A 26,831-nucleotide genomic window follows, 5' to 3' on the forward strand; every position below is an offset into this window, starting at 1 on the left:
CAGCACATTCTGTAATTGTGTTAAATGCCTCACACACCGAGGCGGTCCAGCACCCGGCCGGTCAGCACGGTCGCGGTCACGCCGACCGGCCAGAACGCATGCATCGGGATCGGCTTGATGCCCGTGATCGGCATGTCGATCTCCACCTTCGGTCCGCCGATCAGCCGGTGGGCCAGCTGCGCACCCATCGCGGTCGAGAGCGCGACGCCACGACCGTTGCAGCCGAGCGAGATCAGCACGCTTTCCGCAGGCTCGTGCACGTGCGGATAATGATCCTTGGTGATGGCGAGCCGGCTGTTCCAGCCATGGGTCCAGGAAGCGCCCTTGAGCTGCGGCCAAAGCCGCTCGGCATAACGGATGAGATAGGCGACGTCATACGGCGACTTGATCCAGCGCATCGGGCCGCGGCCGCCCATCAAGAGACGGTTCTGCTGGTCGATGCGGTAGTAGACGGTGATGTGGCCGCTCTCGTAGAGGACGGGACGCGTCGGCATGATCGAACGGGCGACCTCGTCGGAGAGCGGCGCGGTGGCGGCGATCGAGGAGAACACGGGCACGATGGTGCGGCGGAGCGCCGGCCAGAGATCATCGGTGAAGCCGTTGGTGGCGAGCAGCACTTTTTCTGCGTGCACCACCGCGCGTGGCGTTTCGATGCGCCAGCGCGAGCCGTCGCGGCGCAGCGACAATGCCGGTGTCTCGCCATGGACGGCAACGCCGGCCCCGATCGCAGCGCGCGCAAGACCCCGCGCATAGCTCAGCGGATGCAGGTCGCCGCCGCGCGCATCCAGCATGGCGCAGAGGTAACGGTCGCTGCCGGTCATCTGCCGCATCTCGGCGGCGTCGAGCAGCTTAACCGGCATGCCGCGGCGGATGCATTGCTGCGCGGTCTTCTCGATCGCAGCGGCGCTGGCTTCGTTGTAGGCCGCGCGCAGCGTGCCGTTCTGCCGCGCCTCGCAAGGAATTTGATAACGGCGGATCAGGTCGTGGGTAAAATTCGTGGTGCCGTAGGAGAACTCGATCATGCGGCGACCGAGGTCCGCGCCGAAATCCGCTTCGATCTGATCGGGATCGTGCTTCAGCCCGGGATTGGTGTGGCCGCCATTGTTGCCGGACGCGCCCCAGCCCGGCTCCTGCGCCTCCAGCACCAGCGCCTCGACGCCCTGCTCGGCCAGATGCAACGCGGTGGACAGGCCAGTGTAGCCGCCGCCGATGATCGCGACCGAGACGCTCTTGTCCGACGTCAGCAGAGGCGTCGGCGTCGCCTGCACCGCGGTGTCGGCGTAGAGGCTCGGTGGCAGCGGCAGGCGAATAGGCGCGTTCATTGCAGGCGACCCGATCAGAGCGGATGCAGCACGCGGCGCAGGAAATCCTGCGTGCGCGGATGCTGGGGTTGGTTGAGCAGCGCCTTGGCCGGCCCCTGCTCGACGATGACGCCGCCGTCGATGAACAGCACGCGATCGGCGACGTCGCGGGCAAAACCCATCTCGTGGGTGACGACGACCATGGTCATGCCGTCGTCGGCGAGCTTGCGCATGACGCCGAGCACCTCGCCGACGAGCTCGGGATCGAGCGCGGAGGTCGGCTCGTCGAACAGGATCGCCTTCGGCTGCATCGCGAGCGCCCGCGCGATCGCGACGCGCTGCTGCTGGCCGCCGGAGAGTTGCGGCGGATGCGCATCGGCCTTCTCGGCGAGCCCGACCTGGGCGAGCAGCGCGCGGCCGCGCTCGAACGCCTGCGCACGCGACTCTTTCTTCACATAGAGTGGTCCCTCGACCACGTTCTCCAGCGCCGTACGGTGCGGAAACAGATTGAAGCGCTGAAACACCATCGAGACCTGGGTGCGAATGTCCACGATCGACGGCGCGTCGCGGTCGACGCGCGCACCCTCGACGCTGATCTCGCCGCGGTCGTAGCTTTCGAGGCCGTTGATGCAGCGCAGGATGGTGGACTTGCCGGAGCCGGACGGACCGATGATGCAGACCACCTCGCCCTTCTGGACGGAGGCCGTGATGCCCTTGAGCACCTCGACCTTGCCGAAGCTCTTGTGGACGTCGCTCAGCTCGATCATCGCTTGCCGGCCCGCTTCTCGAAGTGACGGACCAGCAGGATCAGCGGGATGCTCATGGTGAGATACATCAGCGCCACCAGCGTGAACACGCTGGTGTTCTTGAAGGTCGACGAGGCGATCAGCTTGCCTTGCAGCGCGAGCTCGGCGACCGTGATGGTCGAGGCCTGCGACGAGTCCTTCAGCATCATGATCATGACGTTGCCGTAAGGAGGAAGCACAATGCGCACGGCCTGCGGCAGCACCACGCGCCGCATGGTGAGCCACCAGCCCATGCCGATCGATTGCGCCGCCTCGATCTGTCCCTTGTCGATCGCCTCGATGCCGGCGCGGAAGTTTTCCGCCTGGTAGGCCGAATAGGCGATGCCGAGCCCGAGGATCGCGGCCTGCAAGGCCGACAGCGTGACGCCGAGATCGGGCATCACGAAGTAGAGGTAGAACAACAGCACGATGATCGGGATGCCGCGGATCACGTTGATCAGGCTGGCGCTGAGGCCGACCAGGACGCCGATCCCGGACACCCGCATCAAGGCCCATATCAGCCCGAGCACCGTCGACAGCAACAGTGAGCCGACGGTGACGACGATGGTCAGCCAGACACCCTGCAGCAGGATCGGCACGAACTCGACGGCGTCATGGAAGAATTTTTGCATCGGCTCAAACGTATCCCGTCCCGACACTATTCGAACATTACCTCCGTCATCCTGACGAGCGGCGTCTTCGCCGCGTCTCGAAGGATGTACGGCCCGGCTGGTGGCCGTCGCCCCTTCGAGGCTCGCTTCGCTCGCACCTCAGGGTGACGGATCACTTCGGGACATAAATACTCACGACGCGCCGGCCTTCAGGCCCCATTTATCGAGGATCTTGTCGATGGTGCCGTTGGCTTTCAGCTTCGCGAGCGAGGCATTGATTTTGCCGAGCAGCGCGGTCTCGCCCTTGCGCACGCCGATGCCGACCGAGCCGACCGTGACCGGCTTGTAGCCGTCGACGAGGCGCACCTCGGGGAAGCCGCCCTGCTTCAGATTGTAGGCGAGGATCGGATAGTCGGCGTAGCCGGCCTTGAGGCGCCCGGTGTTCACGTCACGCAGGATGTCGGGAATGGTGTCGTAGGCCTTCACCTCGGCGAACAGGCCGGATTTTTTCAGCGCGTCGACGAAGGCGGTGCCGACCTGGGCGCCGACCGTCGCGCCTTTCAGATCGTCCTGCGTGGCGTAAGCCTTGGTGTCGGTCTTCGGCACCACGAGGCCCTCGCCGTAGCTGTAGATCGGGTCGGAAAAGTCGACGACCTCCTTGCGCGGCGGCGTGATGAACATCGCAGCCGCAATGATGTCGATCTTGCTCGAGGTCAGCGACGGGATCAGGGCCGAGAACTGCATCGGCTCGATCTGCACGTTGAAGCCGGCATCCTTGCCGACCTCGGTGATGAGATCGACCATGATGCCCTGGATGGTGTTGGTCTTGGTGTCGAGGAAGGTGAAGGGAATGCCGGTCGGCGTCGAGCCGACCTTCAGCACCTGTTGCGCCACTGACGGCGAGGTCAAGGCAAGGGCAAGCGCCGCCACCGCGGCCTGGACGAGACGCTGAAACGACATCGCAACACCTCCCGAAGCTGGCCTTGGCGCCGCATCGCCCGCGCGTTTCGCGCTTTTGGTTGCGGTCGACGCCGTTCCGGCCTATTTTCACCAATATGAAATTGTGGTCACGAAACCGCGGCCGATGCAAGCGGTTTTCATGCACATGAAGGAAGCGGTTTGACGTGAGCGGTGGCAAAAGAATGCGTAAAGGCGCGGCAGCGAAGCCCGCAACGGCACGCCGCGCCGCCAGAAAGCCGGCCAGCAAGCCGGCCGAGCCCGCGATGGATCTCGCGGTCGGGCGCCGCATCCGCGACCTGCGCCGCAGCAAGGAGATGTCGCTGGAGACGGTCGCGGCGCGCACCGAGCTTTCGATCGGTTTCCTCAGCCAGATCGAGCGCGGGCTGTCGTCGCCGTCGCTGCGCGTGCTGGCAACGCTCGCCGACGTGCTCGGCGTCGGCATCGCCGCGCTGTTCGGCGCGACGCCCAAGGATGACGGCGCCGGCGGCGTCGTGACCCGCGAGGTGCAGCGCGCCGAGCTGAAGCTGTGGCGCACCGGAATTTCAAAGCAGCTGCTGAGCCCAGCCGGCAGCGAGAGCCGGCTCAATCTGTTCCTGGTGCATCTCGAGCCCGGCGGCAACACCGGCGACGAGTTCTATACCCATGACGGCGAAGAGGCCGGCCTCGTGCTCCAGGGCGAGATGACGCTGACGGTGGACACGGAGACCTGGACGCTGAAAGAAGGCGACAGCTTCCGCTTCGCCAGCCGGCGTCCGCACCGCTTCTCCAATCCAGCGCGCGATGCCAAGGCCGTGGTGCTCTGGGTGAACTGCGTGACGGCGGCGGGGTGACGGCCCCACTCTCTCCACTCGTCGTCCCGGCGAAAGCCGGGACGACACCTGTTATTACGGAGCCCTCACGTCAGGCCGCATCACTTCAACCCCATCACCACTTCCTCGATCTTGATCGGGAAATTCCGCACGCGGATGCCGGTCGCGTGCCAGACCGCGTTGGCGACCGCGCCGGCGCTGCCGGTGATGCCGATCTCGCCGACGCCCTTGATGCCGAGCGCGTTCACATGCGGATCGTGCTCCTCGACCGTGATGACGTCGAGTGGCGGCACGTCGGCATTCACCGGCACATGATACTCGGCGAGGTTCGCATTCAGGATGCGGCCGGACCTCTTGTCCATCACCGCCTCCTCGTGCAGCGCGAACGACATGCCCCAGATCATGCCGCCGAACAGCTGGCTCTGCACCATGCGCGGATTGACGATGCGCCCGGCCGCGAAGGCGCCGACCATGCGGGTGACGCGGATCTGGCCGAGATCGGGATCGACCTTCACCTCCGCAAAGACAGCGCCATGCGCGTGCATCGCATATTGCGATTGCGCCGCCGGATCGGCCGCACCCGTGCCGGTGGCCTCGACCTCGGCAACACCGGCGCGCGCCAGGATCTCGGCATAGCCTTCGCTGCGCGTGTCGTCGTCGCGGCGATAGAGCCGCCCGGCCCGCGCCATCACGCCGGCATTGCCGGCGCCGAACAGCGGCGAGCGTTCGTCATTGGTGGCAAGATCGGCAAGCCTGGCAATCACGGCCGCTCCGGCACTATGGATCGCGGCACCGGCGGTGGCCGTGTGCGCCGAACCACCGGCAATGCCGGCATCCGGCAGGTCGGACGTGCCGGACAGGAACGAGATCTGCTCGAGATCGAGCGCGAGCGCGTCGGCCGCGATCTGGGCGAGCGCCGTCCAGGCGCCCTGCCCCATGTCGTGCGCGCCGATCTCCATCACGCCGGAGCCGTCGCGGCGGATCGCCGCGCGGGCTTCGGCCTGGAACATCAGCGCCGGGAAGGTCGCCGTGCCCATGCCCCAACCGACCAGGAGGCCGGCATCGTCGCGCATCTGCCTTGGCTGTAGCGGACGCCCCGCCCAGCCGAAACGTTCGGCCGCCTTGGCGTAGCACTGCCGCAGCGCCTTGGAGGAAAACGGCTTGCCGGTGATCGGCTCGATCTCGGCGTAGTTCTTCAGGCGGAAGGCCAGCGGATCCATGCCGCAGGCCCACGCCATCTCGTCGATCGCGCTCTCCAGCGCAATCGAGCCGGTCGCCTCGCCCGGCGCACGCATGAACAGCGGCGTGCCGGTATTGACGCGCACGGCGTCATGCGAGGTGCGGATCGCCGGCGCCGCATAGAGCGTGTGCGAGGCATCGGCGGCGGGCTCGTAGAAATCGTCGAAGCTCGACGTCGTGACGCGCGCCTCGTGATCGAGCGCGGTCAGCAGGCCGTCGTCACCGGTGCCGATCCGGATGCGCTGGCGGGTCTGCGGACGATGGCCGACCGGGCCGTACATCTGCTCACGGCGCAGTACCAGCTTGACCGGCTTGCCGACCAGCTTTGCGGCCATGATTCCGAGCACCTGCGGGCCGGCCATCAGCCCCTTGGAGCCGAAGCCGCCGCCGAGGAACGGGCTGCGGATGTGGATCTTGTCGGGCGGAATGCCGAACAGGCCGCCGATCCGCATCTGCGCCATCGCCATGCCCTGGCTCGGCGTGTCGAGGAACAGGCTGTCGCCGTCCCACGACGCGACGATCGCATGCGGCTCCATCGCGTTGTGATATTGCGGCGGGGTCTCGTAAGTTGCGTCGATCCGCTTCGATGCAGCGGCAAGGCCCGCATCGATATCGCCATGGTGGACCTCGGCGGGATTGCCGATGCCGACCACCGGCGGCGCATAGGCCTCCCCGGCGTCGAGGCCGACACGCGCGATCTCGACCTGATAGCGCGGCGACAGCAGCGCGGCGCCTTCGGTGGCGGCTTCCAGCGTCTCGGCAATCACGACCGCGATCGCCTGGTTGGCGTAACGCACCTCGTCGCTCTGCAGCAGCTCCATGCGGAAGGCGAACGGATTGCCCTTGGCGTCCGGGTCCTCCGCGAGCTCCGGCTTGTGCGCCGGCGTCATCACGTCGATGACGCCGGGGTGGCGCTTGGCGGCAGCGACGTCGAGCGCGGTGACGCGGCCGCGCGCGATGCAGTTGGTCGCGATCACGGCATAGACCATGCCGGGCGGATGATTGTCGGCGGCATAGCGGGCCTTGCCCGTCACCTTCAGCGTGCCGTCGGTGCGGGTCAGCGGCTGGCCGATATTCGAGCCGTGCCGCAGATGGGCGGGCGCGCTGGTCAGGTTGAGTTCAGCCGTCATGCGTTACGCTCCTGCAACGGATGAGAAGGGAGAGCCCGGCAGCGCGGGAATGCGATCCGGCGTGCCTGCGGCAGCAAGGGTGAGCGCGCGCACGACGATGCGGCGCGCGAGCTCGATCTTGAAGGCATTGTCGCCGGACGGTTTTGCGTCGGCGAGCGCGGCACGCGCCGCCTCGCGGTAGGTCGCCGCGTCCGGCGCGGCGCCCGCAAGCACCTGCTCGGCCTCGCGCGCGCGCCAGGGCTTTGCGGCGACGCCGCCGAGCGCAAGCCGCGCCTCCGCGATCTTGCCATTCTCGATCCGCAACGCAGCTGCGGCCGATACCACGGCGAAAGCATAGGACGTGCGCTCGCGGACCTTGAGGTAGCGCGCGTGCCCGGAGAAGCCTTGCGCTTCGGCCGGCAGCCGCAGCGCGACGATCAGGTCGCCGCGCTCCAGCGCGGTCTCGCGCTCCGGCGTCTCGCCCGGCAGACGGTGCAGCGCCTCCAGCGGCATCTCGCGCCGGCCGCCCCTGCCCTCGATCTCGACGACGGCGTCGAGCGCGACCAGCGGCACGCCGAAGTCGGACGGATGCGTGGCGATGCAGTCCTCGCTCCAGCCGAGCACGGCATGGCTGCGGTTCTCGCCCTTGAGCGCGTCGCAGCCGGCGCCCGGCCAGCGCCGGTTGCAGGCGCTGCCGGCGTCGTAGAAATACGCACAGCGCGTTCGCTGCATCAGATTGCCGCCGACGGTCGCGGCATTGCGCAGCTGGGCGGATGCGCCCGACAGCAACGCCTCGGCGACCGCCGGATAGTTGCGCGCGAACTCCGCGTCATGCGCGAGATCGGCATTGCGCACCAGCGCGCCGATCCGCAGGCCGCCGTCGGCCAGATGCTCGATGCGGTCGAGCCCCGGCAGACGCGTGACGTCAACGAGAAGGCTCGGCCGGCTGACGCCGCCCTTCATCAGATCGAGCAGGTTGGTGCCGGCAGCGAGATAGCTTGCGCCCTTTTCGGATGCCGCCGCGATCGCGTCCGCGACGCTGGCCGGCCTGACATAATCGAAGTTCATCATGCGGAGCGCCTCTGCTTGGTCGCGGTGATGCTGGCCTGCGCCTCGAGCACGGCCTCGGTGATTCCTTGATAGGCGCCACAGCGGCAGAGATTGCCGCTCATGCATTCGCGGATGCGTTCAGGATCGTTGCCGGCCTGCGCCTCGCTCATCATGCCGATGGCGCTCATGATCTGGCCGGGCGTGCAGAAGCCGCATTGAAAGCCGTCATGGGCGATGAAGGCGGCCTGCACGGGATGAAGCTGGTCGCCGCGCGCGACGCCTTCGATGGTGAGAATATCGGCACCGTCGTGGCTGATGGCGAGCGCGAGGCAGGAATTGATGCGCTTGCCGTCGACGAGGATGGTGCAGGCGCCGCACTGACCGCGGTCGCATCCCTTCTTGGTTCCGGTCAGATGGAGGCGCTCACGCAGGAGATCGAGCAGCGTGACGCGTGGATCGTCGAGGGCAATTTCCCGGCGGACACCGTTGATGGTGAGGCTGAGTGGGAGATTCATGCAGGGCTCCGATCCGTGTATGGTCGGGTTGAATCGAGGCAACGGAAGCCCGTGGCCACCGATGCAGGATCGGCGCGCCTTGTCAGGTCCGGTGCTGGTCGCCATATACGGAGGCATCCTCCGTTTACAAGGGAGGGTGAAAAGAAAAAGCGATGGCCGGTCGATCACCAGAAATTGCACGCAAGCCCCGCGCCGACGCCGTCCGCAATCGCGAGCGCGTGCTGGAATCGGCCAAGGCCGTGTTCTCGGCCGGCGGCAGCGAGGCGAGTCTCGAGGCGGTGGCGCGCCATGCCGGCGTCGGCATCGGCACGCTCTACCGGCATTTCCCGACGCGCGAGGATCTGTTCGAGGCGGTGTACCGGCGCGAGGTCGAGCAGCTCAGCGAGCTCGCCGAGCAATTGAAGTACGCCAAGGACCCGGTGGACGCGCTGCGTCGCTGGCTGCGCTCCAACGTCGAATTCGTCGCCACCAAGAAAGGCATGGTCGCAGCACTGGCGCTGGTCGCCCACGGCTCGACCGAATTGCACGCCTATTCGTTCGACCGTCTGACCGGGGCGATCGGCACGTTGCTCGCGCGCGCAGTCGCGGCCGGCGCGATCCGCAACGATATCAGCGCGGAGGACCTGCTGCGGACGCTCGTCGGCATGTGCTACATGCACGACCAGCCCGGCTGGCAGACCACCGCGCTCAGGCTGTTGGACGTATTCGTGGACGGCCTGCGGGTGCAGCCGGCGGTCACGATGACGAAGTCGGAGAGCCCAAGGCCGGCGCGGCAGAAAGCCAAGCCGTCGCGCTGACCCGGCGAGGCCTGTTCAGGCCGCCATGTTGAAGAGAATGCCGAGCGGCAGCCGGGGTCCTGCCGGATTGACATGAAGCACCGCATCGATGGTGCGCGCGGCGGAGGATGACGGCTTCATCCAGTCAAGATGACCGGCGAGCCAGGATCGCGGCTCCGCAGCCAGCACGATCGCCGACCCCCAGCTATCCAGCGGATTGTCGCGGGCCAGCGCCTGCTCGCGGCCGGGAATGGTTGTGCCGGCAGCGCCCATCAGATGATGCAGCACCGCCTTGGCAAGCAGGTCGTCGAAACGTCCGTCATCGACCCGTTCGCTCCCGACCGCATCGATCGCGAACAGCGCGTCGGCTTCGGCGCGACTGACCGAATGCCCGGCGCGACCGGCGGCACAGAGGATGCGGGCGCATAGCGCGGCGTCGGCGGCGTCGATCGTTCGCGAGAAATGCGCCCGGCCGGCCACCGTTGGTCCCTCGCCCGCGATGATGTCGCAACATACCAGCGCGAGCGCCGCGGCGCTGCACGCCGCAGCGTCGGACGTTGACCTCGCGATTTCGGCAACAAGATCCTCCGCGTCGCGAGGCGCATGCGGGGACAGCTCTAACTCATGGACACGCATCGATTGCTCTGCTGTTGATTGCCTCCCGCCCCACGACGGTGGCGGCCACCGCTCAAGGACGTCCGGTGCGTGGCCGCAGCCACCGCATGATGATTTCATGCGGTGTTCGCCGGCTGCTGCGCGGCAGGTCGTGCCGCTGCAGCGCCGCCCTTGCAAAGGCAGCCGCCTGCTCGCTGGATTGCCGTTTCTCGCGCGCCAGCAGCATCCATTCGCGGATCACGGCGCGTCGCACCTTGGACATGGCGATTTCCCTTCGCGATAAGCCGCGTTCAGCGCGTCAGGCCGCCAGCTGCAGCGGATGGGTTTGCGACCTCCGTGCCGACAGCGCGCAGCCGCATTCATGCACGATGCCCTGCTCGACGACGAAGCCGCGCCGCTCCAGCGACGCCCGCAGGCTTTGGTTGGCCGAGGCCTTCTGGGCATCGACCCACACCACCAGCACCGCACGCGCGCTGAGGACATTCGTCAACCAGTCCAGCGTCGGCTCGAGTGCGAGAAGCGTGCGCCGCCGCCAATCGACCAGCGCAACGTCGTACTGACCTGCCGGGCGGCCGCAATTGCCCGACGCCGCCGCGCGCGCATAGCCGCGCCGCTGCAGCTCGAACATCAATTCCATGCTCCTCGTGCCGGCCACGACGATGCGCTGTTGCGTCGTGCAGCCGGCAAGCGCGATCATCGGCTCGATGATCCGGTCGCCGATAGCAATCTGAAGCGAAGACATGACATCACCTGTTTCCCGTTCGCTCACGCGCGTGCGGCCGGGCCTCGGCGGCCTGGCGTCCGCGGGAGCGCTTGCATTGGGCTCAATATCTTCAGGGCGGGATATGAATTCGAGAGCGCCGCGGGCTCCGCGGCATATGAGCCGCATAAGCCCGCGGCCGGATGCGATGGCGGCGGTCGCTAGGCATGGAGGCCGCGCAAGTGTGCTAAAGTGCACAGACGATCAGATTGGCATTCGGTTAGATCGTCGCATTGCCAAGCCTCGTACATACATATCTGTTTATATTCGCGATCCGGCCCGGCCATCGTGCCGGGCTTTTTCGTTGCCCATCGCGCCGTAACGAAAAGCCCCGCACTGAGGCGGGGCTTTCGCGATCACCGCGGATTGGTCCGCGTTCCGCTGTTGTTGCCGGGCAGGTTCGATGTCCCGGTCCCGGTCGCGGGATTGTTGTTCGGGTCGGTCGAGTAGTTCGGCGTCGAGGTGCCTGGGTTGTTCATGTTGCCGGTCGTGCTGCCGGGCGGATTGCTCATTCCCGAGCCTGTTCCCATCCCGGTGGTGCCGCCGGTGCCGGTTCCTGTGCCGGAGTTTCCGGTCCCCGCCCCTGCACTCGCGCCGCCGGCCGATCCTCCACCGGCGCCGCCGCCACCCTGCGCAAAGGCGAGCGAGGTGGCCAGCATCATGGCCGCAGCCAATCCGATCGTTGCCAGTTTCTTCATGTGAGGTCCTTTCCTGGTTCGACCGGAAGCAACGTGGACCGCAAGGCGGACGTTCCTGGACGGCAGGACACGCATCCGACGCGCGCTCGCGAGGAACATGACGCTGGCTGTCCTGTTGAGCGGAATAGCGTTCCCGGAGATGCATGATGAAGACACTTCAAATGCAGCACGAGATCACGGCCGAACTCGAAAGACGATCCGGTGTCACGGGCCTGAAGCTGATCCGGCTCAAGGGCTATACGCCGAGCTGGGATCTCGGCGGCACCCGCGAGACCGCGCTGGACGAGGCGAAGGAAAAAGAGCTTCGCGACATCGTGACCAGGATGCAGGACGAGTTCGACATCGCCTAGGACCGCCGCACGAGCAAGTTGCACCGGACAGGCTGCGCCTGAACAATCGTGACGCTCTCTCGTGGCGTCGAGCCAACCGCGCGCGCAATTCTATGTCGTTCCACGATATATTTTGCGCCAGCGACATTTTTGACGCTTCCGAAACGGCGATAGCGGCACGAAATTCCGGCCATTGAACGAACGTCGAATGGCCGGTCCGACGTTTCCATTCGCGCGGCGCCCCCCGGAATGATTATGCTGGCAAAAAACAGGTAGACGCGGAGGCAAACTCCGCGATCTGCCGATTGGCCATGGCGAGGAAAACGCGCGTTCGCGCTCGAGCTTTCGAGCACGACTCCCGACCTTCGGGAAAAGATGCGCCTGCCGTTCATTTGGATCGCAGAAATGAACGAGAGCATCTCATCTCGGTTTATCCGCTACCCGATCGGCACCTCGCTGCTGATGGCCGGCATTCTGTTCGTCGGAATGGTCGCCTATCCGCTGCTTCCGGTCGCACCGCTGCCGCAGGTGGACTTTCCGACCATCCAGATCACCGCCAACCTGCCCGGCGGCAGCCCCGAGACGATGGCCTCCTCGGTGGCGCAGCCGCTGGAGCGGCAGTTCGCTCAGATCCCCGGCATCGCGCAGATGACCTCGACGAGTTCGCTGGGGTCGACCGCGGTCACCATCCAGTTCGATCTGAACCGCAGCATCGACGGCGCCGCCAACGATGTCCAGGCCGCGATCAATGCCGCCGGCGGCCAGTTGCCCAAGAACCTGCCGTCGCCGCCGACCTATCGCAAGGTCAACCCGGCCGACGCGCCGATCCTGCTATTGTCGGCGACATCAGAGACGCTGCCGCTGACCAGCGTCAGCGACGCGGTCGACGCCCAGCTTGCCCAGCAGATCAGCCAGCTCTCGGGCGTCGCCCAGGTCTTCATCGGCGGCCAGCAGAAACCCGCAATTCGCGTGCAGATCGATCCCGCCAAGCTGGTCGCCAAGGGATTGTCGCTGGAAGATATCCGCGGCCAGATCGCCATCACGACGACAGACAGCCCCAAGGGCAACATCGACGGCGAAAAACGCGCCTACACGATCTACGCCAACGACCAGCTCACCCAGGCGAAGGACTGGAACGACGTCATCATCGCCTATCGCAACGGCGGTCCGTTGCGGATTCGCGACATCGGCCGAGCGGTCAGCGCCGCTGAAGACGCCAAGCAGGCGGCCTGGGCCAATGGCAAACGCGGCGTCTTCCTGGTGATCTTCAAGCAGCCCGGCGCCAACGTCATCGGGACGGTCGACAGGATCAAGGAGCAGCTTCCAAGGCTCGTTACCGCCATTCCGCACGCCATCAAGATCAAGATCATCAGCGACCGGACATTGACCATCCGCGCCGCGGTCGAGGACGTCCAGTTCACGCTGTTACTGACCATCGGGCTGGTGGTCATGGTCATTTTCATTTTCCTACGCAGCTTCTGGGCGACGGTCATTCCCACCGTCACGGTTCCGCTGGCGCTGCTGGGCGCGTGCGCCCTGATGTGGCCGGTCGGCTATTCGCTCGACAATCTGTCGCTGATGGCACTCACCATTGCGGTCGGCTTCGTGGTCGACGATGCCATCGTGATGCTGGAAAACATCACGCGATATGTCGAGCAGGGTGCGCGGCCGCTCGCAGCGGCACTGCAAGGCGCCGGCGAGATCGGATTTACCATCCTGTCGATCAGCATCTCACTGGTCGCGGTGCTGATCCCGCTGCTCCTGATGGGCGGCGTGATCGGCCGGCTATTTCGCGAGTTCGCGGTGACGCTCGCGATGGCGATCTTCGTCTCGCTGGTGGTGTCGCTGACGCTGACGCCGATGATGGCATCGCGCTTCCTGCGCGCGCATGGCGAAACCAGGCACGGCCGGCTCTACCAATGGAGCGAGGCGGCATTCGACAGGATGCTGCATGGCTATCAACGCGGCCTTGATCTGGCGCTGAGCTGGAGCCGCACCACACTCTGCATCTTCTTCGCGACGGTGGCCCTGTCGGTCTACCTGTTCGTGATCATTCCCAAGGGATTCTTCCCGCAACAGGACAACGGCTTCCTGATCGCCGTGTCGCAGATGGCGCAAGATATCTCGTTTGCCGACATGAAGCGGCATCAGGAAGAGCTCAGCAGCATCGTCCGGGCCGATCCCGCGGTCGACAGCATGGCCGAGTTCATCGGCGGCGGCGGTACCGCGCTCAATTCGGGCCGCATGTACATCACGCTGAAGCCGCGCGAGGAGCGCGACGCGAGCGCGCAGCAGATCATCGAACGGTTGCGGCCGAAGCTCGAGGCGGTCGAGGGCGCGCGGCTCTACATGCAGGCCTCCCAGGACGTCCGGCTCGGCGGCCGCGCGACGCGGACCCAATTCGAATACACGCTGCAGGATGCAAAACTCGACGAGCTGAACGAATGGGCGCCGAAGATTCTGGCCAGAATGAAGACGCTGCCCGAACTGCGCGACGTCGCCACCGACCAGCAGACCGAGGGAACGACGCTGACACTGACCATCGATCGCGACACCGCGTCGCGCTTCGGCATCCAGCCACAACTGATCGACGACACGCTGTACGACGCGTTCGGCCAGCGCCAGGTGACCCAATACTTCACCCAGCTCAACAGCTACCACGTCATCCTGGAGATCCTCCCGGAATTGCAGGGCAAGCTCGACACGCTCAACAAGATCTACATCAGGTCGCCGACCACGGGGGACGAGGTACCGCTCTCCGTGTTCTGCAAATGGACCACCATTCCGGTGCGCCCGCTCGCGATCGCACACCAGGGGCAGTTTCCGGCCATCACGATCAGCTTCAACCTGGCGCAAGGCGTGGCGCTCGGCCAGGCCACCGATGCGATCCAGAACGCGGTCGCCGATCTCGGTGCTCCAGCCACGCTCAGCTCGAGTTTCCAGGGTACCGCGCAGGCCTTCCAGCAGTCACTGAGCTCGGTGCCGCTGCTGATCCTGGCCGCGCTGGTCGTGGTCTACCTGATCCTCGGCGTGCTCTATGAGAGCTACATCCATCCGATCACGATCCTCTCGACGCTACCCTCGGCCGGCGTCGGTGCGCTGGCGATCCTGATGGCGTTCGGGTTCGATTTCAGCCTGATCGCGCTGATCGGCATCATCCTCCTGATCGGGATCGTGAAGAAGAACGGCATTATGATGGTCGACTTCGCGATCGCCGCCGAACGCGAGGAGCATCTATCGCCGCGTGAATCGATCCGGAAAGCGGCCCTGCTGCGCTTCCGCCCGATCCTGATGACGACCATGGCTGCGCTGCTCGGCGGCGTGCCGCTGATGATTGGCACCGGAACGGGATCGGAAATCCGTCAGCCGCTCGGCTATGCGATGGTGGGGGGCCTGATCGTGAGCCAGGCGCTCACGCTGTTCACAACGCCGGTCGTGTATCTCTATCTCGACCGATTCTCGAATGCGCTGTCGAACTGGACGGCAACGAAGAAAGACGACGATGCCGAACCGCCCGTGAAGCACGCCGCCGAATAGTGGCTCGCGTGCGGCGATGAGGCCTACCCGAACCTGACATCGTAGCGCTTGATCGACAGCTCCTTGGCGTCGATCTCCGGCTTCTTGCCCGACAGCATGTCGGCGAGCACGCGTCCCGAGCCGCAGGACATGGTCCAGCCCAGCGTGCCGTGGCCGGTGTTGAGGTGGAGATTGGCGTATTGGGTCGGGCCGATCACGGGCGGGCCGTCCGGCGTCATCGGACGCAGGCCGCTCCAGAACGTCGCCTTGGCGAGATCGCCGCCGCGCGGGAACAGGTCCGTCAGGGAATGATCGAGCGTGGCGCGGCGCGCATCGTAGAGCTTGTCCGAGAAGCCCGAGATTTCGGCGGTGCCGCCGACGCGGATGCGATTGCCGAGACGGGTGATCGCGACCTTGTAGCTCTCGTCCATCACGGTCGATTCCGGCGCGCCGGAGGCGTCCTTGATCGGTACCGTGATCGAATAGCCCTTCACCGGATAGACCGGCAGCGAGATGCCCAGCGGCCGCAGCAGGATCGGCGAATAGCTGCCGAGCGCCAGCACATAGGCGTCCGCCGTCATCATTCCGGCGCTGGTCGCGACGCCGGTGATCCGGGTGGTGTCCGCATTCAGTCCGTCGATGCCGACATTGAAGTTGAAGCGCACGCCGAGCTTCTCGGCTTCCAGCGCCAGGGCCTGCGTGAACATGTGGCAGTCGCCGGTCTCGTCCTGCGGCAGGCGAAGGCCGCCGACGAACTTCTCCTTCACGCCGCCGAGCGCCGGCTCGACCGCAATGCAGCCCTCTCGGCTCAGCACCTCGAAGGGCACGCCGTATTGCTTGAGCACCGCGATGTCTTCGCCGGTGCCGTCGAGCTGCGCCTGGTAGCGGAACAGCTGCAGCGTGCCCTGCGCGCGATCGTCATATTGGATGCCGATGTCGCGGCGCAGGTCGCGCAGGCAATCGCGGCTGTATTCCGCGATCGGAATCATCCGGCTCTTGTTGACGGCGTAGCGCTCGCTGGTGCAGTTGCGCAGCATCTTGAGCAGCCAGACCCACATCACGGGATCGAGCTTCGGCCGGATCACCAGCGGGCCGTGCTTCATCAAGAGCCACTTGACCGCCTTCACCGGCACGCCGGGGCCGGCCCAGGGCGAGGAATAGCCGGGCGACACCTCGCCGGCATTGGCGAAAGAGGTCTCCAGTGCCGGCTCCGGCTGGCGGTCGACGACCGTCACGTCATGGCCGGCACGAGCGAGGTAGTAGGCAGAGGTGACACCGATCACGCCACTGCCGAGAACAAGGACCTTCACTTTTCCTCACATCCTGCAGCGAAAACGCAATCGCCGCTGCGAAACCACTCTGCTTCGCAACGGCGACAGCAATTTGTAGAGCTAGCTAATATCTAGCTAGCAATTATCAGGCCACGCGCTTGATGGAGTCGCCAAGGATCGAGACGATGTCGTCGATATGCGACTTCTCGACGATCAGGGGCGGCGACAACGCCAGCGAGTCGCCGCTCATGCGGAAGTAGAGGCCGCGATTGAAGCAATCGACCAGCATGTCGTAGCCGCGCGCGCCGACCACGCCGTCACGCGGTGCCAGCTCGACCGCACCCATCAGGCCGCAATTGCGGATGTCGACGACGTTCGGCAGGCCCTTCAGCGAATGCAGCGCATCGCGCCAGTATTCGGCGAGCGAGGCACCGCGCGTGAGCAGGCCTTCGTCCTTGTAGATGTCGAGGGTCGCGATGCCCGCGGCGCACGCCACCGGATGCGCCGAATAGGTGTAGCCGTGGAACAGCTCGATCTGGTTCTCCGGGCCGTTCATCATGCCGTCGTATACCTTGCGGCTCGCGAACACCGCGCCGCAGGGCACGGTGCCGTTGGTGATGCCCTTGGCGGTCGTCATCAGGTCCGGAGTGACGCCGAAGAAGTTGGCGGCGAACGGCGTTCCGAGGCGGCCGAAGCCGGTGATGACCTCGTCGAAGATCAGCAGGATGCCGTGCTTGTCGCAGATCGCGCGCAGGCGCTGCAGATAGTTCTTCGGCGGCGGCAGCACCGCGGTCGAGCCCGGCACCGGCTCGACGATGACGGCGGCGATCGTATCCGCGCCGTGCAGGGCGACCAGACGCTCGAGATCGTCGGCGAGCTCGGCGCCATGCTCGGGCAGGTCCTTGGCGAAGGCGTTGCGGGTGAGATCATGGGTGTGGCGGATGTGGTCGACGCCCGGCAGCAGGGTGGTGAAGGCACGGCGGTTGGCGACCATGCCGCCGACCGAGGTGCCGCCGAAGCCGACGCCGTGATAGCCGCGCTCGCGGCCGATCAGGCGGGTGCGGCTCGCCTGGCCGTTGGCGCGGTGATAGGCGAGCGCGATCTTCAGCGCGGTGTCGACCGACTCGGAGCCGGAGTTGGTGAAAAAGACGCGGTCGAGGCCCTTCGGCGCGACCTCGGCGAGCCGCTCAGCGAAATCGAACGCCAGCGGATGGCCCATCTGGAACGACGGCGCGAAGTCCAGCGTCATCAGCTGGCGCTCGACGGCGGCGGCGATCTGCTTGCGGCCATGGCCGGCATTGACGCACCAGAGGCCGGCGGAGCCGTCGATCACCTGGCGGCCGTCGACGCTGGTGTAGTACATGCCCTCGGCCGAGGAGAACAGACGCGGCGACTTCTTGAACTGCCGGTTGGCCGTGAACGGCATCCAGTACGAATCGGTCTTGATGGTGTTCGGAATCTGATGAAGGGTCACGGCCGCGCTCCTTTGCTGACTGACGCTAGTCGGACCACTCTTCCAGGCACTCAACAAGTCCTTTTCTGCCGCAGCGCAAGCCATTGATCTTGTTGAGGCGGTCTGCCAAGATTTGCGCGATCCGCAACACCTGCAACAGGGGCCAGGGGCATGAGCGTCGACATCGGTGGACGGCTGCGATTCATCCGGGCGCGCCACAAGCTGTCGCAGCGCGAGCTCGCCAAGCGCGCCGGCGTCACCAATTCGACGATCTCGCTGATCGAATCCAACCAGATGAACCCTTCGGTCGGCGCGCTCAAGCGCATCCTCGACGGCATCCCGATGGGGCTCGCCGAGTTCTTCGCGCTGGAGCCGGAGTCGAGGCGCAAGATCTTCTACCGTGCCGAGGAACTGACCGAGGTCGGCAAGAAGCCGATCTCCTATCGGCAGGTCGGCGACAATCTGTTCGGCCGCAGCCTGCAGATCCTGAAGGAGCGCTACGAGCCCGGCAGCGACACCGGGCGCGTCCACCTCGTCCACGATGGCGAGGAAGGCGGCATCGTGATCTCGGGCAAGCTCGAGGTCACCGTCGAGGACGAGCGCCGCATCCTCAATCCCGGCGATGCCTATTATTTCGAGAGCCGCCGGCCGCATCGCTTCCGCTGCGTCGGCGGCAAGCCCTGCGAAGTGATCTCGGCCTGCACACCGCCGACATTTTGAACCCGGCGCGCGCAGCGGGCGACCCAAGCCGCAGGGGCCGCATGGCGCGGCTGGGTGAAGAGCCAGACGCAGCAATATCCGGAATTCCTGCACCCGGCCTGGAACAAGCAGAGCTCCCAGGTTCACTTCACCGTCGATGCGCGCGACCACGTCGACGGATTGCAGCGCGAACGCCTGGCGCTGCTCGAAGGCTTTGACGACAAACGCGGCGGGCTTGCCGGCATCTGGCTCGCCCATAACGCCATCATCAAGATCACCACCGAGAGCAACGGCGCCGTGAAGGCGATGGGATGGAAGTGGGACCAGGGCGACTGGAAGGCCGGCTGCGACTACGAGATGACGGGCAAGATCGTCGGCGGCACGTTCCGCTCCGACGAGCAGCGCAAGAATCCCGACACGCTAGAGCGCGACCACGCCATGCTGATCGTCAACCGGCAGGACGATCTGTTCGCGACGAAGCGCTACATCAATCGGACCGGAAAGGCTCTGATCACACGACAGTATCACAGATCGCGCGTCTGCCGGTCGCCCCACGCAATAACGGCGGCAATTGTGGCGAACATCGCTGTGACCGCGATCATGACAAGGATAGTGTCGAGAGGCATGGGTCGTCTCCTGCATATCATGGAGAGACCTAGCGCGCCTGCGCGCGCATCGCCTTGTGCTGGATCAAAAAGCCGACGCCGAAGCGTCAGCTCGCGCCGCTCAGCTTGAGCCGTTCGAGGTCGAGCAGCCGCACGCCATCGGGCACGATCAACACCACCTTCTCGCGCGCAAGGCGGGTCAGCGTGCGGCTCACTGTCTCGATGGTGAGACCGAGATAGTCGGCGATGTCCTGCCGGCTCATCGGCAGCGGCACGGTGACGGACACGCTTCCGATCCGGGCGTATCGCGTCTGCATGTTGAGCAAGAATGCAGCGATCTTTTCCTCGGCACTGCGCCGTCCGAGCAGCAACATCTGGTCCTGCGCCAGGCTCAACTCGTGCCCCGCGAACTCATGCAGGCGGCGCAGCAGATGCGGCTTGCCGTCGACATAGGCGAGGAACGCCGATCGCACGAAACGGCAAACCGCGACCTCGTTGACCGCCTCCGCGGTGACGCCGTAGCGGTCCTGCAGCGCAAGTCCGAGGAAGTCGCCCGGCAGCGCGAAACCCACGATCTGGCGGCGGCCGTCGGGCAATGATTTGTAAAGCCGCACGACCCCGTCGGTGACATTGAACACGCTGCCCGCCAGCGCACTCTGCTCGAACAGCGTCGTTCGCGCCGGAACCTGCTTTGCCTGGCTGATCCGGTCGAGCTCCTCGAGCTCGGACGGCTCCAGCGCAGCGCAGACGCTGAACAGCCTGACCTTGCAGTCCTCGCAGCCATTCGTGGCGCGGCCGTGCCTGCAGTCGGAACGCGTCGCGCCTGCACACGAATCCTGCAGTGGCTCGGCAATGCTCATGGCTTCGGGTGTCCGCTTGGTTGGGTGCTTGACACTATCAACCCCGATTTGATCTGGATCAACCGCCGGCGGCATTGATGCAGATCAATGCTGCGCCGCGCTTTCCCCAGCAGTTTCGCCATCATCGGGGAATCCGGCGATGAACGAGCAATTCCAGGCACTTCCGATCGACCATCAGCATGCGATCGTGGCCTATCCGCTGGTGTTCATGCATGATGCAAGTATTACCACGGATCAGTGGCTGCGGTTCGTGCGCCGGCGCTGCCGCGGCAGCTCGCCCGAGACCGGGCTGATCGCGATCCGCGATCGCCGCGGCGTGATCCATGCCCTGTTCAGTTACCGCATCGACAACGACATGCGCGTCCGCAAGCGCCTCAGCATCGGCGACCTGATCGTCGCGCATCTGCCCGGCTCGCGGATCGACGACGCGGTGTCGAACGTCATCGCCGAGGTTTCGGCGCAATACGGTTGCCAGATCGTCACCATCGAGCAGCCATTCGCAACGCGTCATGCGCGGCACGCCGGATGCCCGACTGCTGAGGCGCTGCGCCGCCATCGGCGCGTCAACTGACATCGCGCTGCTCGGTCGTTCGGAGCCAGCCGCCGCAGGCCCCCTGCTCCGTTGCCGCCGTGGTCGTGCGGGAGTAGCCTTGCGGCGACTGGAAGGTCCGACTGTCGACGGTGCCACCGCATGCGCATCATCCTGATGTTCGTCGCTATTCTGCTTGGCTCGCTCGCTCCCGCAGCGGCCGACGACGTCGGCGCCGCGCAGGCTGTGATCCGCGCCCAGGAGCAGGCGTTCGGCCGCGACGACGCCGCGGCGGCCTATTCGCATGCCGCGCCGGCGATCCGCCAGATCTTTCCGCAAGCCGACATCTTCATGTCGATGGTGCAGAATCAATATGCGCCGGTCTATCGGCACAGAAGCTTCGAGTTCGGCGAGGCGCGCAGCGACGGCGACCGGATCGCGCAGCGCGTCCATATCGTCGACGCCAATGGCGAGGCGTGGGAGGCGCTCTACACGCTGGTGCGGCAGGCCGACGGCAGCCTGAAGATCACCGGCTGCTCATTGCTCAAGGCCGGCCAGTCGGTGTGATCGAGAATCATGCCAGCGCCACCCGCTGCCGCGCCCGCATCATGAGCAGCAGGATGATGCTGACATTGAGCAGGTTCCAGGCGAGGCCGTTCGCGAACGCCGCGGCGTAGGATCCGGTGGCGTCGAAGATGACGCCCGACACCCAGCCGCCGAAGGACATGCCGAACACGGAGGCAAAGATCACGATGCCGACGCGCGTCGCCGCCTCGCTCGCCGGCATCGCCTCACGCACGATGATGGCGTAGCTCGGCACGATGCCACCCTGGAACAGGCCGAACATCGCCGAGATCAGATACAGCGAGGTCAGGCTGTCGAAGAACAGATAGAACACCAGCGCAAAACCCTGCGCCAGCGATCCGACCAGGAGCGTGCGGATGCCGCCGATCTTGTCGGCGAGATAGCCGGAGCCGATCCGGCTGACGATACCGAAGCCGAGCATCAAGGACAGCATCTCGGCGCCGCGCGCCACGCCGTAGCCGAGATCGCCGCAATAGGCGACGATATGGACCTGCGGCATCGACATCGCCACGCAGCAGGAAATCGACGCGAGCGACAGGATCGCGGTCAGCGCGTTGGTGGAAAGCTTGAGGTCGACCCGGGGCGGTGCCGCGTTGACATGACTGCGCCTGGTCGCTGCGCCCATCAACACGCGCAGCACCATGAGCGCAAGCAGCATCGAGACCGCGGTGAAGATGCCGATCGCAACATGGGTGGTGCGCCAGCCGACACTCTGCATGCCGAAATTGACCAGCGGCGGCCACACCGTACCGCCGACATAATTGCCGCTGGCGACGATCGTCACCGCCAGCCCGCGATAGCGCTCGAACCAGTGCGAGGCCTCCGCCATCAGCGGGGCGAAGGTCGCCGCCGACGACAGGCCGATGGCAAAATGCAGCAGGATGAAGGCCCAGATCGACGGCGCGTAGCCGGCGCCGACATAGCCGAGGCCGAGGATGCCGATCCCGGCGCCGATCGCCGCGACGATACCGTAGCGGTCGCTGATCTTGCCGGTGACGACCTGGCCGAGGCCGAAGCCGAGCATCACCATGGTGAAGGCGAGCGAGGCCGTTCCGCGGGTCGCGCCGAAATCGGTCTGCACCACCGGCAACGCCACCACGACCGACCACATGCCGACGCTGCCGAGCGAGCCGATCACCACGGCCACGACGAGGCGCAGCCATGCCCGGCGCGAGTCGGGAATGAACGTAGCGACTTCAGGGGAATATTCAGAAGAAATTACCACGGCAGGCGGAACTTCGTCGGCATTTGCCTCCGGGTCAAGCCACATTGCCGAGAGATTAGGCATGCGCGAACAACGGGACGCGCGTCCTGCGACGAGAAAGTGAGCCGGATCAATTGCCGAAATTGGGATCCTGCGACTGGAACGGGCGGCACTTCGCGTGCTTTGCGAACCGCTGGTCGAAATCGACGGTGCCGCCAGTGACCGGTATGCGGGTGGGCGGCAGGCCCCGGAGGTATTGATCGACGGTCACGGTCTTCTGGTCGGTGCTCAACGTGACACGCACCGGCTCAAGCGGCTTGCCCTTGTTCACGTCGGTCAGATCGAGCGTGTAATAGCCGATGACGGATTGTCCGCCCCGCATATGGCGGTCGACCGAGAGTGGCAGATACACCTCCATCCGGACGCCCTCGCCGTCGCAGGTGATCATGCGGATCATCACCGCCTCGGCGCCGGGCGGCTTGGCGGCTACGGCGGTCGCACCGCAAATGCAGCAAACGGAAATAGCTGCGACGAGGCCGCGTCGCACCAACGCATATCCGTCAGGCACTGCAACGGTACGGCGCATCGGTTTTGACATCCGGCATCCCTGAGCAAAGACGTTCAATTTGCGTTTGGTCGGACGCCGGGCCAGGCAAGTTCAACTCCGGCGCGGTTCCTGGCGAACCCGGGAATAACGGCCGTCGAACTGTGATCCATGCTTACGAAGAAACTGCTACAATGCGAACCGGTTCACACTGGCGGCCCGCCATCCGGACCTATCATCCCGCTGGACGGCGCGCAGTTCGCAAGGTTGAAGGATCGAAGCGCTTAACTGTCGGAGGGTCATCATGCATTCGTCAGCAGAGTGGTTACCCGTTGCATCAGCGCCGTCGGACCGCGAGCTCGAAGTCTGTGTCCTCGATTATGATGGCATGGTCCACGCGCTCATGTTCCCGTGCCACCGCGACGGCGCCGAATGGGTCGACCATGCCGGCAGCAAGCACCTCGACATCCAGCCGACGCATTGGCGCAGATGGACGCAGTCGGCCAACTAGCGCCGCTGTGATCGGCCGAGGCGACCGGCGCCGATCTCGCGCCGGTCCTCACCTTGAGCTACAATGGCGACGTGGGTTCAGGGTGGGCCAGGAGGCTCGTCATGGAATCACACGTGGTCCCTTTCGAAAATCGCTGGACCAACGGCAAGCATGCCTGGGAGTGGCATTGCGAGCTCGAGCGGCTGGGCGTGCCGACGGTCCGGACGATGTATTGCGAACATGAGACGCACCATCGCGACGAGCTTGCGGTGGTGTTCGACATTCCCGCCGGCTTCGTTCGCGACTGGCTGACCTTTCATGACCGGCGCGCCGCCCGGCAGCAGTTCTTGTGGCGCGCCAGTGTCATCACGCTCTGCATCATCGCCGCATCGGGCGTCGTGCTTGGTGCGCTCAAATAGAGGCCGCGAGGCCATCCCCGAACGGCCGGACGATCCAGCCTACCCGACCGACCTCCTGACGCCTCGGGCCTGCGACGTCCGCGCTCCCCCTCCCCGCACGGCCCCTGGACGACACTTATTAACCCTTTGCTAACCATACACCCGGCAAGAATTGCCGGGTGAAGTCGAGTGTCGTCAGCCGCGTAGAACGGGAGCTCCCGTGGACGCCAGTGCGGTGCCTCACTTTCGGAACGGCGGCCCGTCGGCCGCCGCGCAGACGTTTGGGGCGCGCGGACGGCAGTCGCGCGGGGAGGCAGCTACCATGGTCGACGTCACGGCGGGACAGGGCACGGCAGGCAAGAGCGGATTGCCGAGCCTCGGCGAGATCGGCGACATCTTCAAGCGCGGCGACATCGCGCTGGCGCTCGGCGTCCTCACCATCCTGGTGGTGCTGATCCTCCCCCTGCCCGCGATCGTGCTGGACCTGTTCCTGGCGATCTCGATCACGCTCTCGATCCTGATCCTGATGACGTCGCTGTTCATCCAGGCGCCGCTCGAATTCTCGGCCTTCCCGACCATCCTCTTGATCTCGACCATGCTGCGGCTGTCGCTCAACATGGCCTCGACCCGCCTGATCCTGTCGCACGGGCACGAGGGCACGGCCGCCGCCGGTCACGTCATCGAGGCCTTCGGCAACTTCGTGATGGGCGGCAATTTCGTCATCGGCATCATCGTCTTCGCCATCCTGATCATCGTCAACTTCGTCGTCATCACCAAGGGTTCGGGCCGTATCGCCGAGGTCGCCGCGCGCTTCCACCTCGACGCCATGCCCGGCAAGCAGATGGCGATCGACGCCGACCTCTCCGCCGGCCTGATCGACGAGAAGGTCGCCAAGGAGCGGCGCAAGGAGCTGGAGGACGAGAGCGGCTTCTTCGGCGCCATGGACGGTGCCTCCAAGTTCGTCCGCGGCGATGCCATCGCCGGCCTCCTGGTCGTCTTCATCAACGTCGTCGGCGGTATCATCATCGGCGTGGCACAGCAGGGCATGTCCTTCGCCGACGCCGGCCGCAGCTACACGCTCCTGACCGTCGGTGACGGTCTCGTCACCCAGGTGCCGGCGCTGATCGTCTCGACCGCGGCCGGTCTGCTCGTCTCCAAGGCCGGCGTGTCCGGCGCCGCCGACAAGGCGCTGATGAAGCAGTTCTCCGGCTATCCGCAGGCGCTGGCGATGTCCTCGGCAGTGATGCTGGTGCTGGCGGCCCTGCCGGGCATTCCGACCCTCCCGTTCCTGGCGCTCGGCGCTGGCGCCGCGGTGCTGGCCTGGAACGCACGCAAGCAGAAGCGGGCCGCGAAGGCGGCCGAAACGGCAGCAGCCGCTGCCCCTGCTGCGGCCGCGGCCGCCGCCGCTGCAGCCGCGGAGGAGCCAATCGCGGCCGCACTCAAGATCGACGACCTCAAGATCGAGCTCGGCTATGCGCTGCTGCCGCTGGTCAACGGTCCCGACGGCACCGATCGCCTCACCGAGCAGATCAAGGCGCTGCGCCGTTCGCTCGCGATCGAGATGGGTTTCGTGATGCCGGCGGTGCGCATCCTCGACAACGTCCAGCTCGAGGCCAACACCTACATCATCAAGATCAAGGAGGTCGACGCCGGCACCGGCAAGATCTGGCCCAACCAGTTCATGGTCATGGATCCCGGCGGCGGCCAGGTGCAGGTGCCCGGCATCCACACCACCGAGCCGACCTTCGGCCTGCCCGCGACCTGGGTCGACGCCAGCCTCAAGGAAGAAGCCTCTCTCAAGGGCTACACCGTCGTCGACGCCGCAACCGTGCTCTCGACCCACCTCACCGAGCTGCTCAAGGCCAACATGTCGGACCTGCTCTCGTATGGCGAGGTGCAGAAGCTTCTCAAGGAGTTGCCGAAGGAGCAGAGCGAGCTGGTCAAGGACATCGTCCCCGGACAGGTCACGGTCTCCGGCATCCAGCGCGTGCTGCAACTGCTGCTCGCCGAACGCATCTCGATCCGCGATCTCTCGACCATCCTCGAAGGCATCGCCGATTCGCTCGCCTTCTCGCGCAACCCCGCCACCATGGTCGAGCACGTCCGCGCGCGTCTGGCGCGGCAGATCTGCGCGCAGAACACCTCCTACAACGGCTATCTGCCGCTGATCGCGCTGTCGGCACGGTGGGAGCAGGCCTTTGCCGAATCCATCATCGGCCAGGGCGAGGAGCGCAGCCTCGCGATGCAGCCCTCGAAACTGTCGGAGTTCATGACCGCTGTGCGCGAGGCGTTCGAGCAGGCGGCGCGCGAGGGCGAGGCGCCGGTCTTGGTGACGTCGGCCGCGATCCGGCCGTTCGTTCGTTCGCTGGTGGAACGGTTCCGCTCGCAGACCACCGTCCTGTCGCAAGCCGAGATCCATCCCAGGGCCCGGCTGAAGACGGTCGGCAGCGTTTAGAGCCTGTTGTCCGGAAGCGTTTTCTGCACGCGAGCCGGGTGTCCACTTCGCGCGAAAACGCGCTAGCGGCCGCAAATCACTTGCGTTTTCGTCTGTGTTTTCTCGCCACAGGCAACTGATTTATGGGGAACAGGCCGGAACGGCCCTATCTGGGATGCAGCATTCCAGTGCAAGTTCAAGATACTGATATTAAATAGCTTTAATTACCAAAGGGTCATTTTTGATCGCGGCCGATCACGTCTCATCACGGCCTTGTGATGACCTCTAGGGAACGGAATCGGCAAATCCTACGTTAGCGGGGCACGAGACGTTGAACCGGACAACAGACCGAACCGACAGATTACCGAGAGCAGGAAGGCGGCAGGAGGCTTCCATGAACCACTCGATCTACAGCGCTGATCGTATGACGCACCTGAAGATTGTGGTTGTGGCGTTGTTCGCCGGTATCCTGGTCGCGGGCTTCGGCATCGCGGCACATAATTCGTCGGATGAGGGATACACGCAGACGGCGCGGGTCATGAAGGCCGGCAAGCCCGTCGCGATCACCAGCTCCAGCAACTCGCTGGTCCGCTAACAGGAGAGTTTCACGAATTCACGTAGTGTTCTTTACAGCCCCCCAAAGTCGCTGCGTGGATATTTAAGACCCCCAACTACCCCCAAGTTGA

Annotated in this window: 28 protein-coding genes; 12 read left to right on the top strand and 16 right to left on the bottom strand. The window is 65.5% G+C overall.

Annotation, left to right across the window (positions count from 1 at the left end):
* Positions 1-29: 29 nt before the first annotated feature.
* The 4 genes from RX327_RS30160 to RX327_RS30175 form a co-directional block, all read right to left on the bottom strand.
* Entirely contained in the window at positions 30-1,322 is a 1,293-nt protein-coding gene (locus tag RX327_RS30160) for an FAD-binding oxidoreductase (RefSeq protein ID WP_317247962.1), read from the bottom strand.
* Between the two features lie 14 nt (positions 1,323-1,336).
* Complete coding sequence (locus tag RX327_RS30165; protein ID WP_317247963.1) at positions 1,337-2,068, bottom strand: amino acid ABC transporter ATP-binding protein; 732 nt, start codon at positions 2,066-2,068, stop codon at positions 1,337-1,339.
* Positions 2,065-2,718 carry an amino acid ABC transporter permease gene (locus RX327_RS30170; protein WP_317247964.1) on the bottom strand — a complete coding sequence of 218 codons (654 nt, stop codon included), beginning with the start codon at positions 2,716-2,718 and terminating at the stop codon, positions 2,065-2,067. Before RX327_RS30170 ends, RX327_RS30165 begins: the two co-directional genes overlap by 4 nt.
* Before the next feature lie 171 nt (positions 2,719-2,889).
* Positions 2,890-3,657, bottom strand: coding sequence for an ABC transporter substrate-binding protein (locus RX327_RS30175; RefSeq protein WP_317247965.1), 768 nt, complete (start codon positions 3,655-3,657; stop codon positions 2,890-2,892).
* A gap of 182 nt (positions 3,658-3,839) precedes the next feature.
* Here RX327_RS30175 and RX327_RS30180 point away from each other — a divergent pair, with 182 nt between their 5' ends.
* Entirely contained in the window at positions 3,840-4,487 is a 648-nt protein-coding gene (locus RX327_RS30180; RefSeq protein WP_317247966.1) for a cupin domain-containing protein, read from the top strand.
* A gap of 80 nt (positions 4,488-4,567) precedes the next feature.
* Here RX327_RS30180 and RX327_RS30185 read toward each other — a convergent pair whose 3' ends face one another.
* From RX327_RS30185 to RX327_RS30195, 3 genes are read right to left on the bottom strand one after another with little or no spacing between them, the layout of a single operon-like run.
* Positions 4,568-6,835: a xanthine dehydrogenase family protein molybdopterin-binding subunit gene (locus RX327_RS30185; RefSeq protein WP_317247967.1), complete on the bottom strand. Its 2,268-nt coding sequence runs from the start codon at positions 6,833-6,835 to the stop codon at positions 4,568-4,570.
* 3 nt (positions 6,836-6,838) lie between these two features.
* Positions 6,839-7,885, bottom strand: coding sequence for a xanthine dehydrogenase family protein subunit M (locus RX327_RS30190; protein ID WP_317247968.1), 1,047 nt, complete (start codon positions 7,883-7,885; stop codon positions 6,839-6,841).
* Entirely contained in the window at positions 7,882-8,379 is a 498-nt protein-coding gene (locus RX327_RS30195; protein WP_317247969.1) for a (2Fe-2S)-binding protein, read from the bottom strand. The genes RX327_RS30190 and RX327_RS30195 overlap by 4 nt, the downstream gene beginning before the upstream one ends.
* Positions 8,380-8,531: 152 nt before the next feature.
* On the opposite strand from RX327_RS30195, the gene RX327_RS30200 reads away from it, so the two are divergent.
* On the top strand, positions 8,532-9,176 hold the full coding sequence (locus tag RX327_RS30200; protein ID WP_317247970.1) for a TetR/AcrR family transcriptional regulator: 645 nt from the start codon (positions 8,532-8,534) through the stop codon (positions 9,174-9,176).
* A gap of 15 nt (positions 9,177-9,191) precedes the next feature.
* Here RX327_RS30200 and RX327_RS30205 read toward each other — a convergent pair whose 3' ends face one another.
* The 4 genes from RX327_RS30205 to RX327_RS30220 form a co-directional block, all read right to left on the bottom strand.
* Entirely contained in the window at positions 9,192-9,791 is a 600-nt protein-coding gene (locus RX327_RS30205) for a hypothetical protein (protein ID WP_050383741.1), read from the bottom strand.
* 52 nt (positions 9,792-9,843) lie between these two features.
* Complete coding sequence (locus tag RX327_RS30210) at positions 9,844-10,032, bottom strand: hypothetical protein (protein WP_028335720.1); 189 nt, start codon at positions 10,030-10,032, stop codon at positions 9,844-9,846.
* A gap of 36 nt (positions 10,033-10,068) precedes the next feature.
* Positions 10,069-10,512: a hypothetical protein gene (locus RX327_RS30215; RefSeq protein WP_028335721.1), complete on the bottom strand. Its 444-nt coding sequence runs from the start codon at positions 10,510-10,512 to the stop codon at positions 10,069-10,071.
* 374 nt (positions 10,513-10,886) lie between these two features.
* On the bottom strand, positions 10,887-11,228 hold the full coding sequence (locus tag RX327_RS30220; RefSeq protein WP_050383742.1) for a hypothetical protein: 342 nt from the start codon (positions 11,226-11,228) through the stop codon (positions 10,887-10,889).
* Between the two features lie 146 nt (positions 11,229-11,374).
* Here RX327_RS30220 and RX327_RS30225 point away from each other — a divergent pair, with 146 nt between their 5' ends.
* Together RX327_RS30225 and RX327_RS30230 are read left to right on the top strand one after the other, a co-directional pair.
* Positions 11,375-11,578, top strand: a complete 204-nt coding sequence (locus tag RX327_RS30225; protein WP_016844551.1) for a hypothetical protein — start codon at positions 11,375-11,377, stop codon at positions 11,576-11,578.
* Positions 11,579-11,962: 384 nt separating this feature from the next.
* Positions 11,963-15,094 (top strand): multidrug efflux RND transporter permease subunit, encoded by a 3,132-nt coding sequence (locus tag RX327_RS30230; protein ID WP_317247971.1) that lies wholly within the window; start codon positions 11,963-11,965, stop codon positions 15,092-15,094.
* A 23-nt stretch (positions 15,095-15,117) separates the two neighbouring features.
* Here RX327_RS30230 and RX327_RS30235 read toward each other — a convergent pair whose 3' ends face one another.
* Both RX327_RS30235 and RX327_RS30240 read right to left on the bottom strand, forming a co-directional pair.
* The gene (locus RX327_RS30235; protein WP_317247972.1) at positions 15,118-16,383 is read right to left on the bottom strand and encodes a D-amino acid dehydrogenase; all 1,266 of its coding nucleotides are present in this window, start codon (positions 16,381-16,383) and stop codon (positions 15,118-15,120) included.
* 106 nt (positions 16,384-16,489) lie between these two features.
* Positions 16,490-17,818, bottom strand: a complete 1,329-nt coding sequence (locus RX327_RS30240; RefSeq protein ID WP_317247973.1) for an aspartate aminotransferase family protein — start codon at positions 17,816-17,818, stop codon at positions 16,490-16,492.
* A 150-nt stretch (positions 17,819-17,968) separates the two neighbouring features.
* On the opposite strand from RX327_RS30240, the gene RX327_RS30245 reads away from it, so the two are divergent.
* Positions 17,969-18,517 carry a cupin domain-containing protein gene (locus RX327_RS30245; protein WP_018646206.1) on the top strand — a complete coding sequence of 183 codons (549 nt, stop codon included), beginning with the start codon at positions 17,969-17,971 and terminating at the stop codon, positions 18,515-18,517.
* Between the two features lie 54 nt (positions 18,518-18,571).
* The gene (locus tag RX327_RS30250; RefSeq protein WP_050383745.1) at positions 18,572-19,231 is read left to right on the top strand and encodes a hypothetical protein; all 660 of its coding nucleotides are present in this window, start codon (positions 18,572-18,574) and stop codon (positions 19,229-19,231) included.
* On the opposite strand, the gene RX327_RS30255 is transcribed toward RX327_RS30250, so the two are convergent.
* Positions 19,209-19,961, bottom strand: a complete 753-nt coding sequence (locus RX327_RS30255; RefSeq protein ID WP_050383746.1) for a Crp/Fnr family transcriptional regulator — start codon at positions 19,959-19,961, stop codon at positions 19,209-19,211. The two genes, RX327_RS30250 and RX327_RS30255, sit on opposite strands and share 23 nt — an antisense overlap.
* Before the next feature lie 139 nt (positions 19,962-20,100).
* On the opposite strand from RX327_RS30255, the gene RX327_RS30260 reads away from it, so the two are divergent.
* Positions 20,101-20,532, top strand: a complete 432-nt coding sequence (locus tag RX327_RS30260; protein WP_050383747.1) for a hypothetical protein — start codon at positions 20,101-20,103, stop codon at positions 20,530-20,532.
* Between the two features lie 120 nt (positions 20,533-20,652).
* Positions 20,653-21,057: a DUF4864 domain-containing protein gene (locus RX327_RS30265; protein WP_050383748.1), complete on the top strand. Its 405-nt coding sequence runs from the start codon at positions 20,653-20,655 to the stop codon at positions 21,055-21,057.
* Positions 21,058-21,064: 7 nt separating this feature from the next.
* Here RX327_RS30265 and RX327_RS30270 read toward each other — a convergent pair whose 3' ends face one another.
* Positions 21,065-22,234 (bottom strand): MFS transporter, encoded by a 1,170-nt coding sequence (locus tag RX327_RS30270; protein WP_317251352.1) that lies wholly within the window; start codon positions 22,232-22,234, stop codon positions 21,065-21,067.
* A gap of 175 nt (positions 22,235-22,409) precedes the next feature.
* Positions 22,410-22,736 (bottom strand): hypothetical protein, encoded by a 327-nt coding sequence (locus RX327_RS30275; protein ID WP_317247974.1) that lies wholly within the window; start codon positions 22,734-22,736, stop codon positions 22,410-22,412.
* Between the two features lie 391 nt (positions 22,737-23,127).
* Between RX327_RS30275 and RX327_RS30280 the strand changes: the two genes are divergently transcribed.
* From RX327_RS30280 to RX327_RS30295, 4 genes are all read left to right on the top strand, one after another.
* Positions 23,128-23,334, top strand: coding sequence for a hypothetical protein (locus RX327_RS30280; protein WP_038377701.1), 207 nt, complete (start codon positions 23,128-23,130; stop codon positions 23,332-23,334).
* 101 nt (positions 23,335-23,435) lie between these two features.
* Positions 23,436-23,732 carry a hypothetical protein gene (locus RX327_RS30285; RefSeq protein ID WP_050383750.1) on the top strand — a complete coding sequence of 99 codons (297 nt, stop codon included), beginning with the start codon at positions 23,436-23,438 and terminating at the stop codon, positions 23,730-23,732.
* A gap of 301 nt (positions 23,733-24,033) precedes the next feature.
* Positions 24,034-26,166 (top strand): flagellar biosynthesis protein FlhA, encoded by a 2,133-nt coding sequence (gene flhA / locus RX327_RS30290; protein ID WP_317247975.1) that lies wholly within the window; start codon positions 24,034-24,036, stop codon positions 26,164-26,166.
* A gap of 373 nt (positions 26,167-26,539) precedes the next feature.
* Positions 26,540-26,740 carry a hypothetical protein gene (locus RX327_RS30295; protein ID WP_016848568.1) on the top strand — a complete coding sequence of 67 codons (201 nt, stop codon included), beginning with the start codon at positions 26,540-26,542 and terminating at the stop codon, positions 26,738-26,740.
* The last annotated feature ends 91 nt before the right edge of the window (positions 26,741-26,831 follow it).

Source organism: Bradyrhizobium sp. BEA-2-5, from assembly GCF_032918025.1.
Classification (GTDB): Bacteria; Pseudomonadota; Alphaproteobacteria; order Rhizobiales; family Xanthobacteraceae; genus Bradyrhizobium; species Bradyrhizobium pachyrhizi.

Excerpts from the sequence above, each read along its gene's own strand:
- RX327_RS30230 (WP_317247971.1), top strand. The coding sequence starts at position 11,963 with ATGAACGAGAGCATCTCATCTCGGTTTATCCGCTACCCGATCGGCACC.
- RX327_RS30285 (WP_050383750.1), top strand. The coding sequence starts at position 23,436 with ATGGAATCACACGTGGTCCCTTTCGAAAATCGCTGGACCAACGGCAAG.
- RX327_RS30160 (WP_317247962.1), bottom strand. The coding sequence starts at position 1,322 with ATGAACGCGCCTATTCGCCTGCCGCTGCCACCGAGCCTCTACGCCGAC.
- RX327_RS30275 (WP_317247974.1), bottom strand. The coding sequence starts at position 22,736 with ATGATCCGCATGATCACCTGCGACGGCGAGGGCGTCCGGATGGAGGTG.
- RX327_RS30195 (WP_317247969.1), bottom strand. The coding sequence starts at position 8,379 with ATGAATCTCCCACTCAGCCTCACCATCAACGGTGTCCGCCGGGAAATT.
- flhA (WP_317247975.1), top strand. The coding sequence starts at position 24,034 with ATGGTCGACGTCACGGCGGGACAGGGCACGGCAGGCAAGAGCGGATTG.
- RX327_RS30170 (WP_317247964.1), bottom strand. The coding sequence starts at position 2,718 with ATGCAAAAATTCTTCCATGACGCCGTCGAGTTCGTGCCGATCCTGCTG.
- RX327_RS30245 (WP_018646206.1), top strand. The coding sequence starts at position 17,969 with ATGAGCGTCGACATCGGTGGACGGCTGCGATTCATCCGGGCGCGCCAC.
- RX327_RS30205 (WP_050383741.1), bottom strand. The coding sequence starts at position 9,791 with ATGCGTGTCCATGAGTTAGAGCTGTCCCCGCATGCGCCTCGCGACGCG.
- RX327_RS30165 (WP_317247963.1), bottom strand. The coding sequence starts at position 2,068 with ATGATCGAGCTGAGCGACGTCCACAAGAGCTTCGGCAAGGTCGAGGTG.
- RX327_RS30220 (WP_050383742.1), bottom strand. The coding sequence starts at position 11,228 with ATGAAGAAACTGGCAACGATCGGATTGGCTGCGGCCATGATGCTGGCC.
- RX327_RS30265 (WP_050383748.1), top strand. The coding sequence starts at position 20,653 with ATGCGCATCATCCTGATGTTCGTCGCTATTCTGCTTGGCTCGCTCGCT.
- RX327_RS30190 (WP_317247968.1), bottom strand. The coding sequence starts at position 7,885 with ATGATGAACTTCGATTATGTCAGGCCGGCCAGCGTCGCGGACGCGATC.
- RX327_RS30185 (WP_317247967.1), bottom strand. The coding sequence starts at position 6,835 with ATGACGGCTGAACTCAACCTGACCAGCGCGCCCGCCCATCTGCGGCAC.
- RX327_RS30225 (WP_016844551.1), top strand. The coding sequence starts at position 11,375 with ATGAAGACACTTCAAATGCAGCACGAGATCACGGCCGAACTCGAAAGA.
- RX327_RS30200 (WP_317247970.1), top strand. The coding sequence starts at position 8,532 with ATGGCCGGTCGATCACCAGAAATTGCACGCAAGCCCCGCGCCGACGCC.
- RX327_RS30295 (WP_016848568.1), top strand. The coding sequence starts at position 26,540 with ATGAACCACTCGATCTACAGCGCTGATCGTATGACGCACCTGAAGATT.
- RX327_RS30180 (WP_317247966.1), top strand. The coding sequence starts at position 3,840 with ATGCGTAAAGGCGCGGCAGCGAAGCCCGCAACGGCACGCCGCGCCGCC.
- RX327_RS30210 (WP_028335720.1), bottom strand. The coding sequence starts at position 10,032 with ATGTCCAAGGTGCGACGCGCCGTGATCCGCGAATGGATGCTGCTGGCG.
- RX327_RS30215 (WP_028335721.1), bottom strand. The coding sequence starts at position 10,512 with ATGTCTTCGCTTCAGATTGCTATCGGCGACCGGATCATCGAGCCGATG.
- RX327_RS30280 (WP_038377701.1), top strand. The coding sequence starts at position 23,128 with ATGCATTCGTCAGCAGAGTGGTTACCCGTTGCATCAGCGCCGTCGGAC.
- RX327_RS30255 (WP_050383746.1), bottom strand. The coding sequence starts at position 19,961 with ATGAGCATTGCCGAGCCACTGCAGGATTCGTGTGCAGGCGCGACGCGT.
- RX327_RS30175 (WP_317247965.1), bottom strand. The coding sequence starts at position 3,657 with ATGTCGTTTCAGCGTCTCGTCCAGGCCGCGGTGGCGGCGCTTGCCCTT.
- RX327_RS30260 (WP_050383747.1), top strand. The coding sequence starts at position 20,101 with ATGAACGAGCAATTCCAGGCACTTCCGATCGACCATCAGCATGCGATC.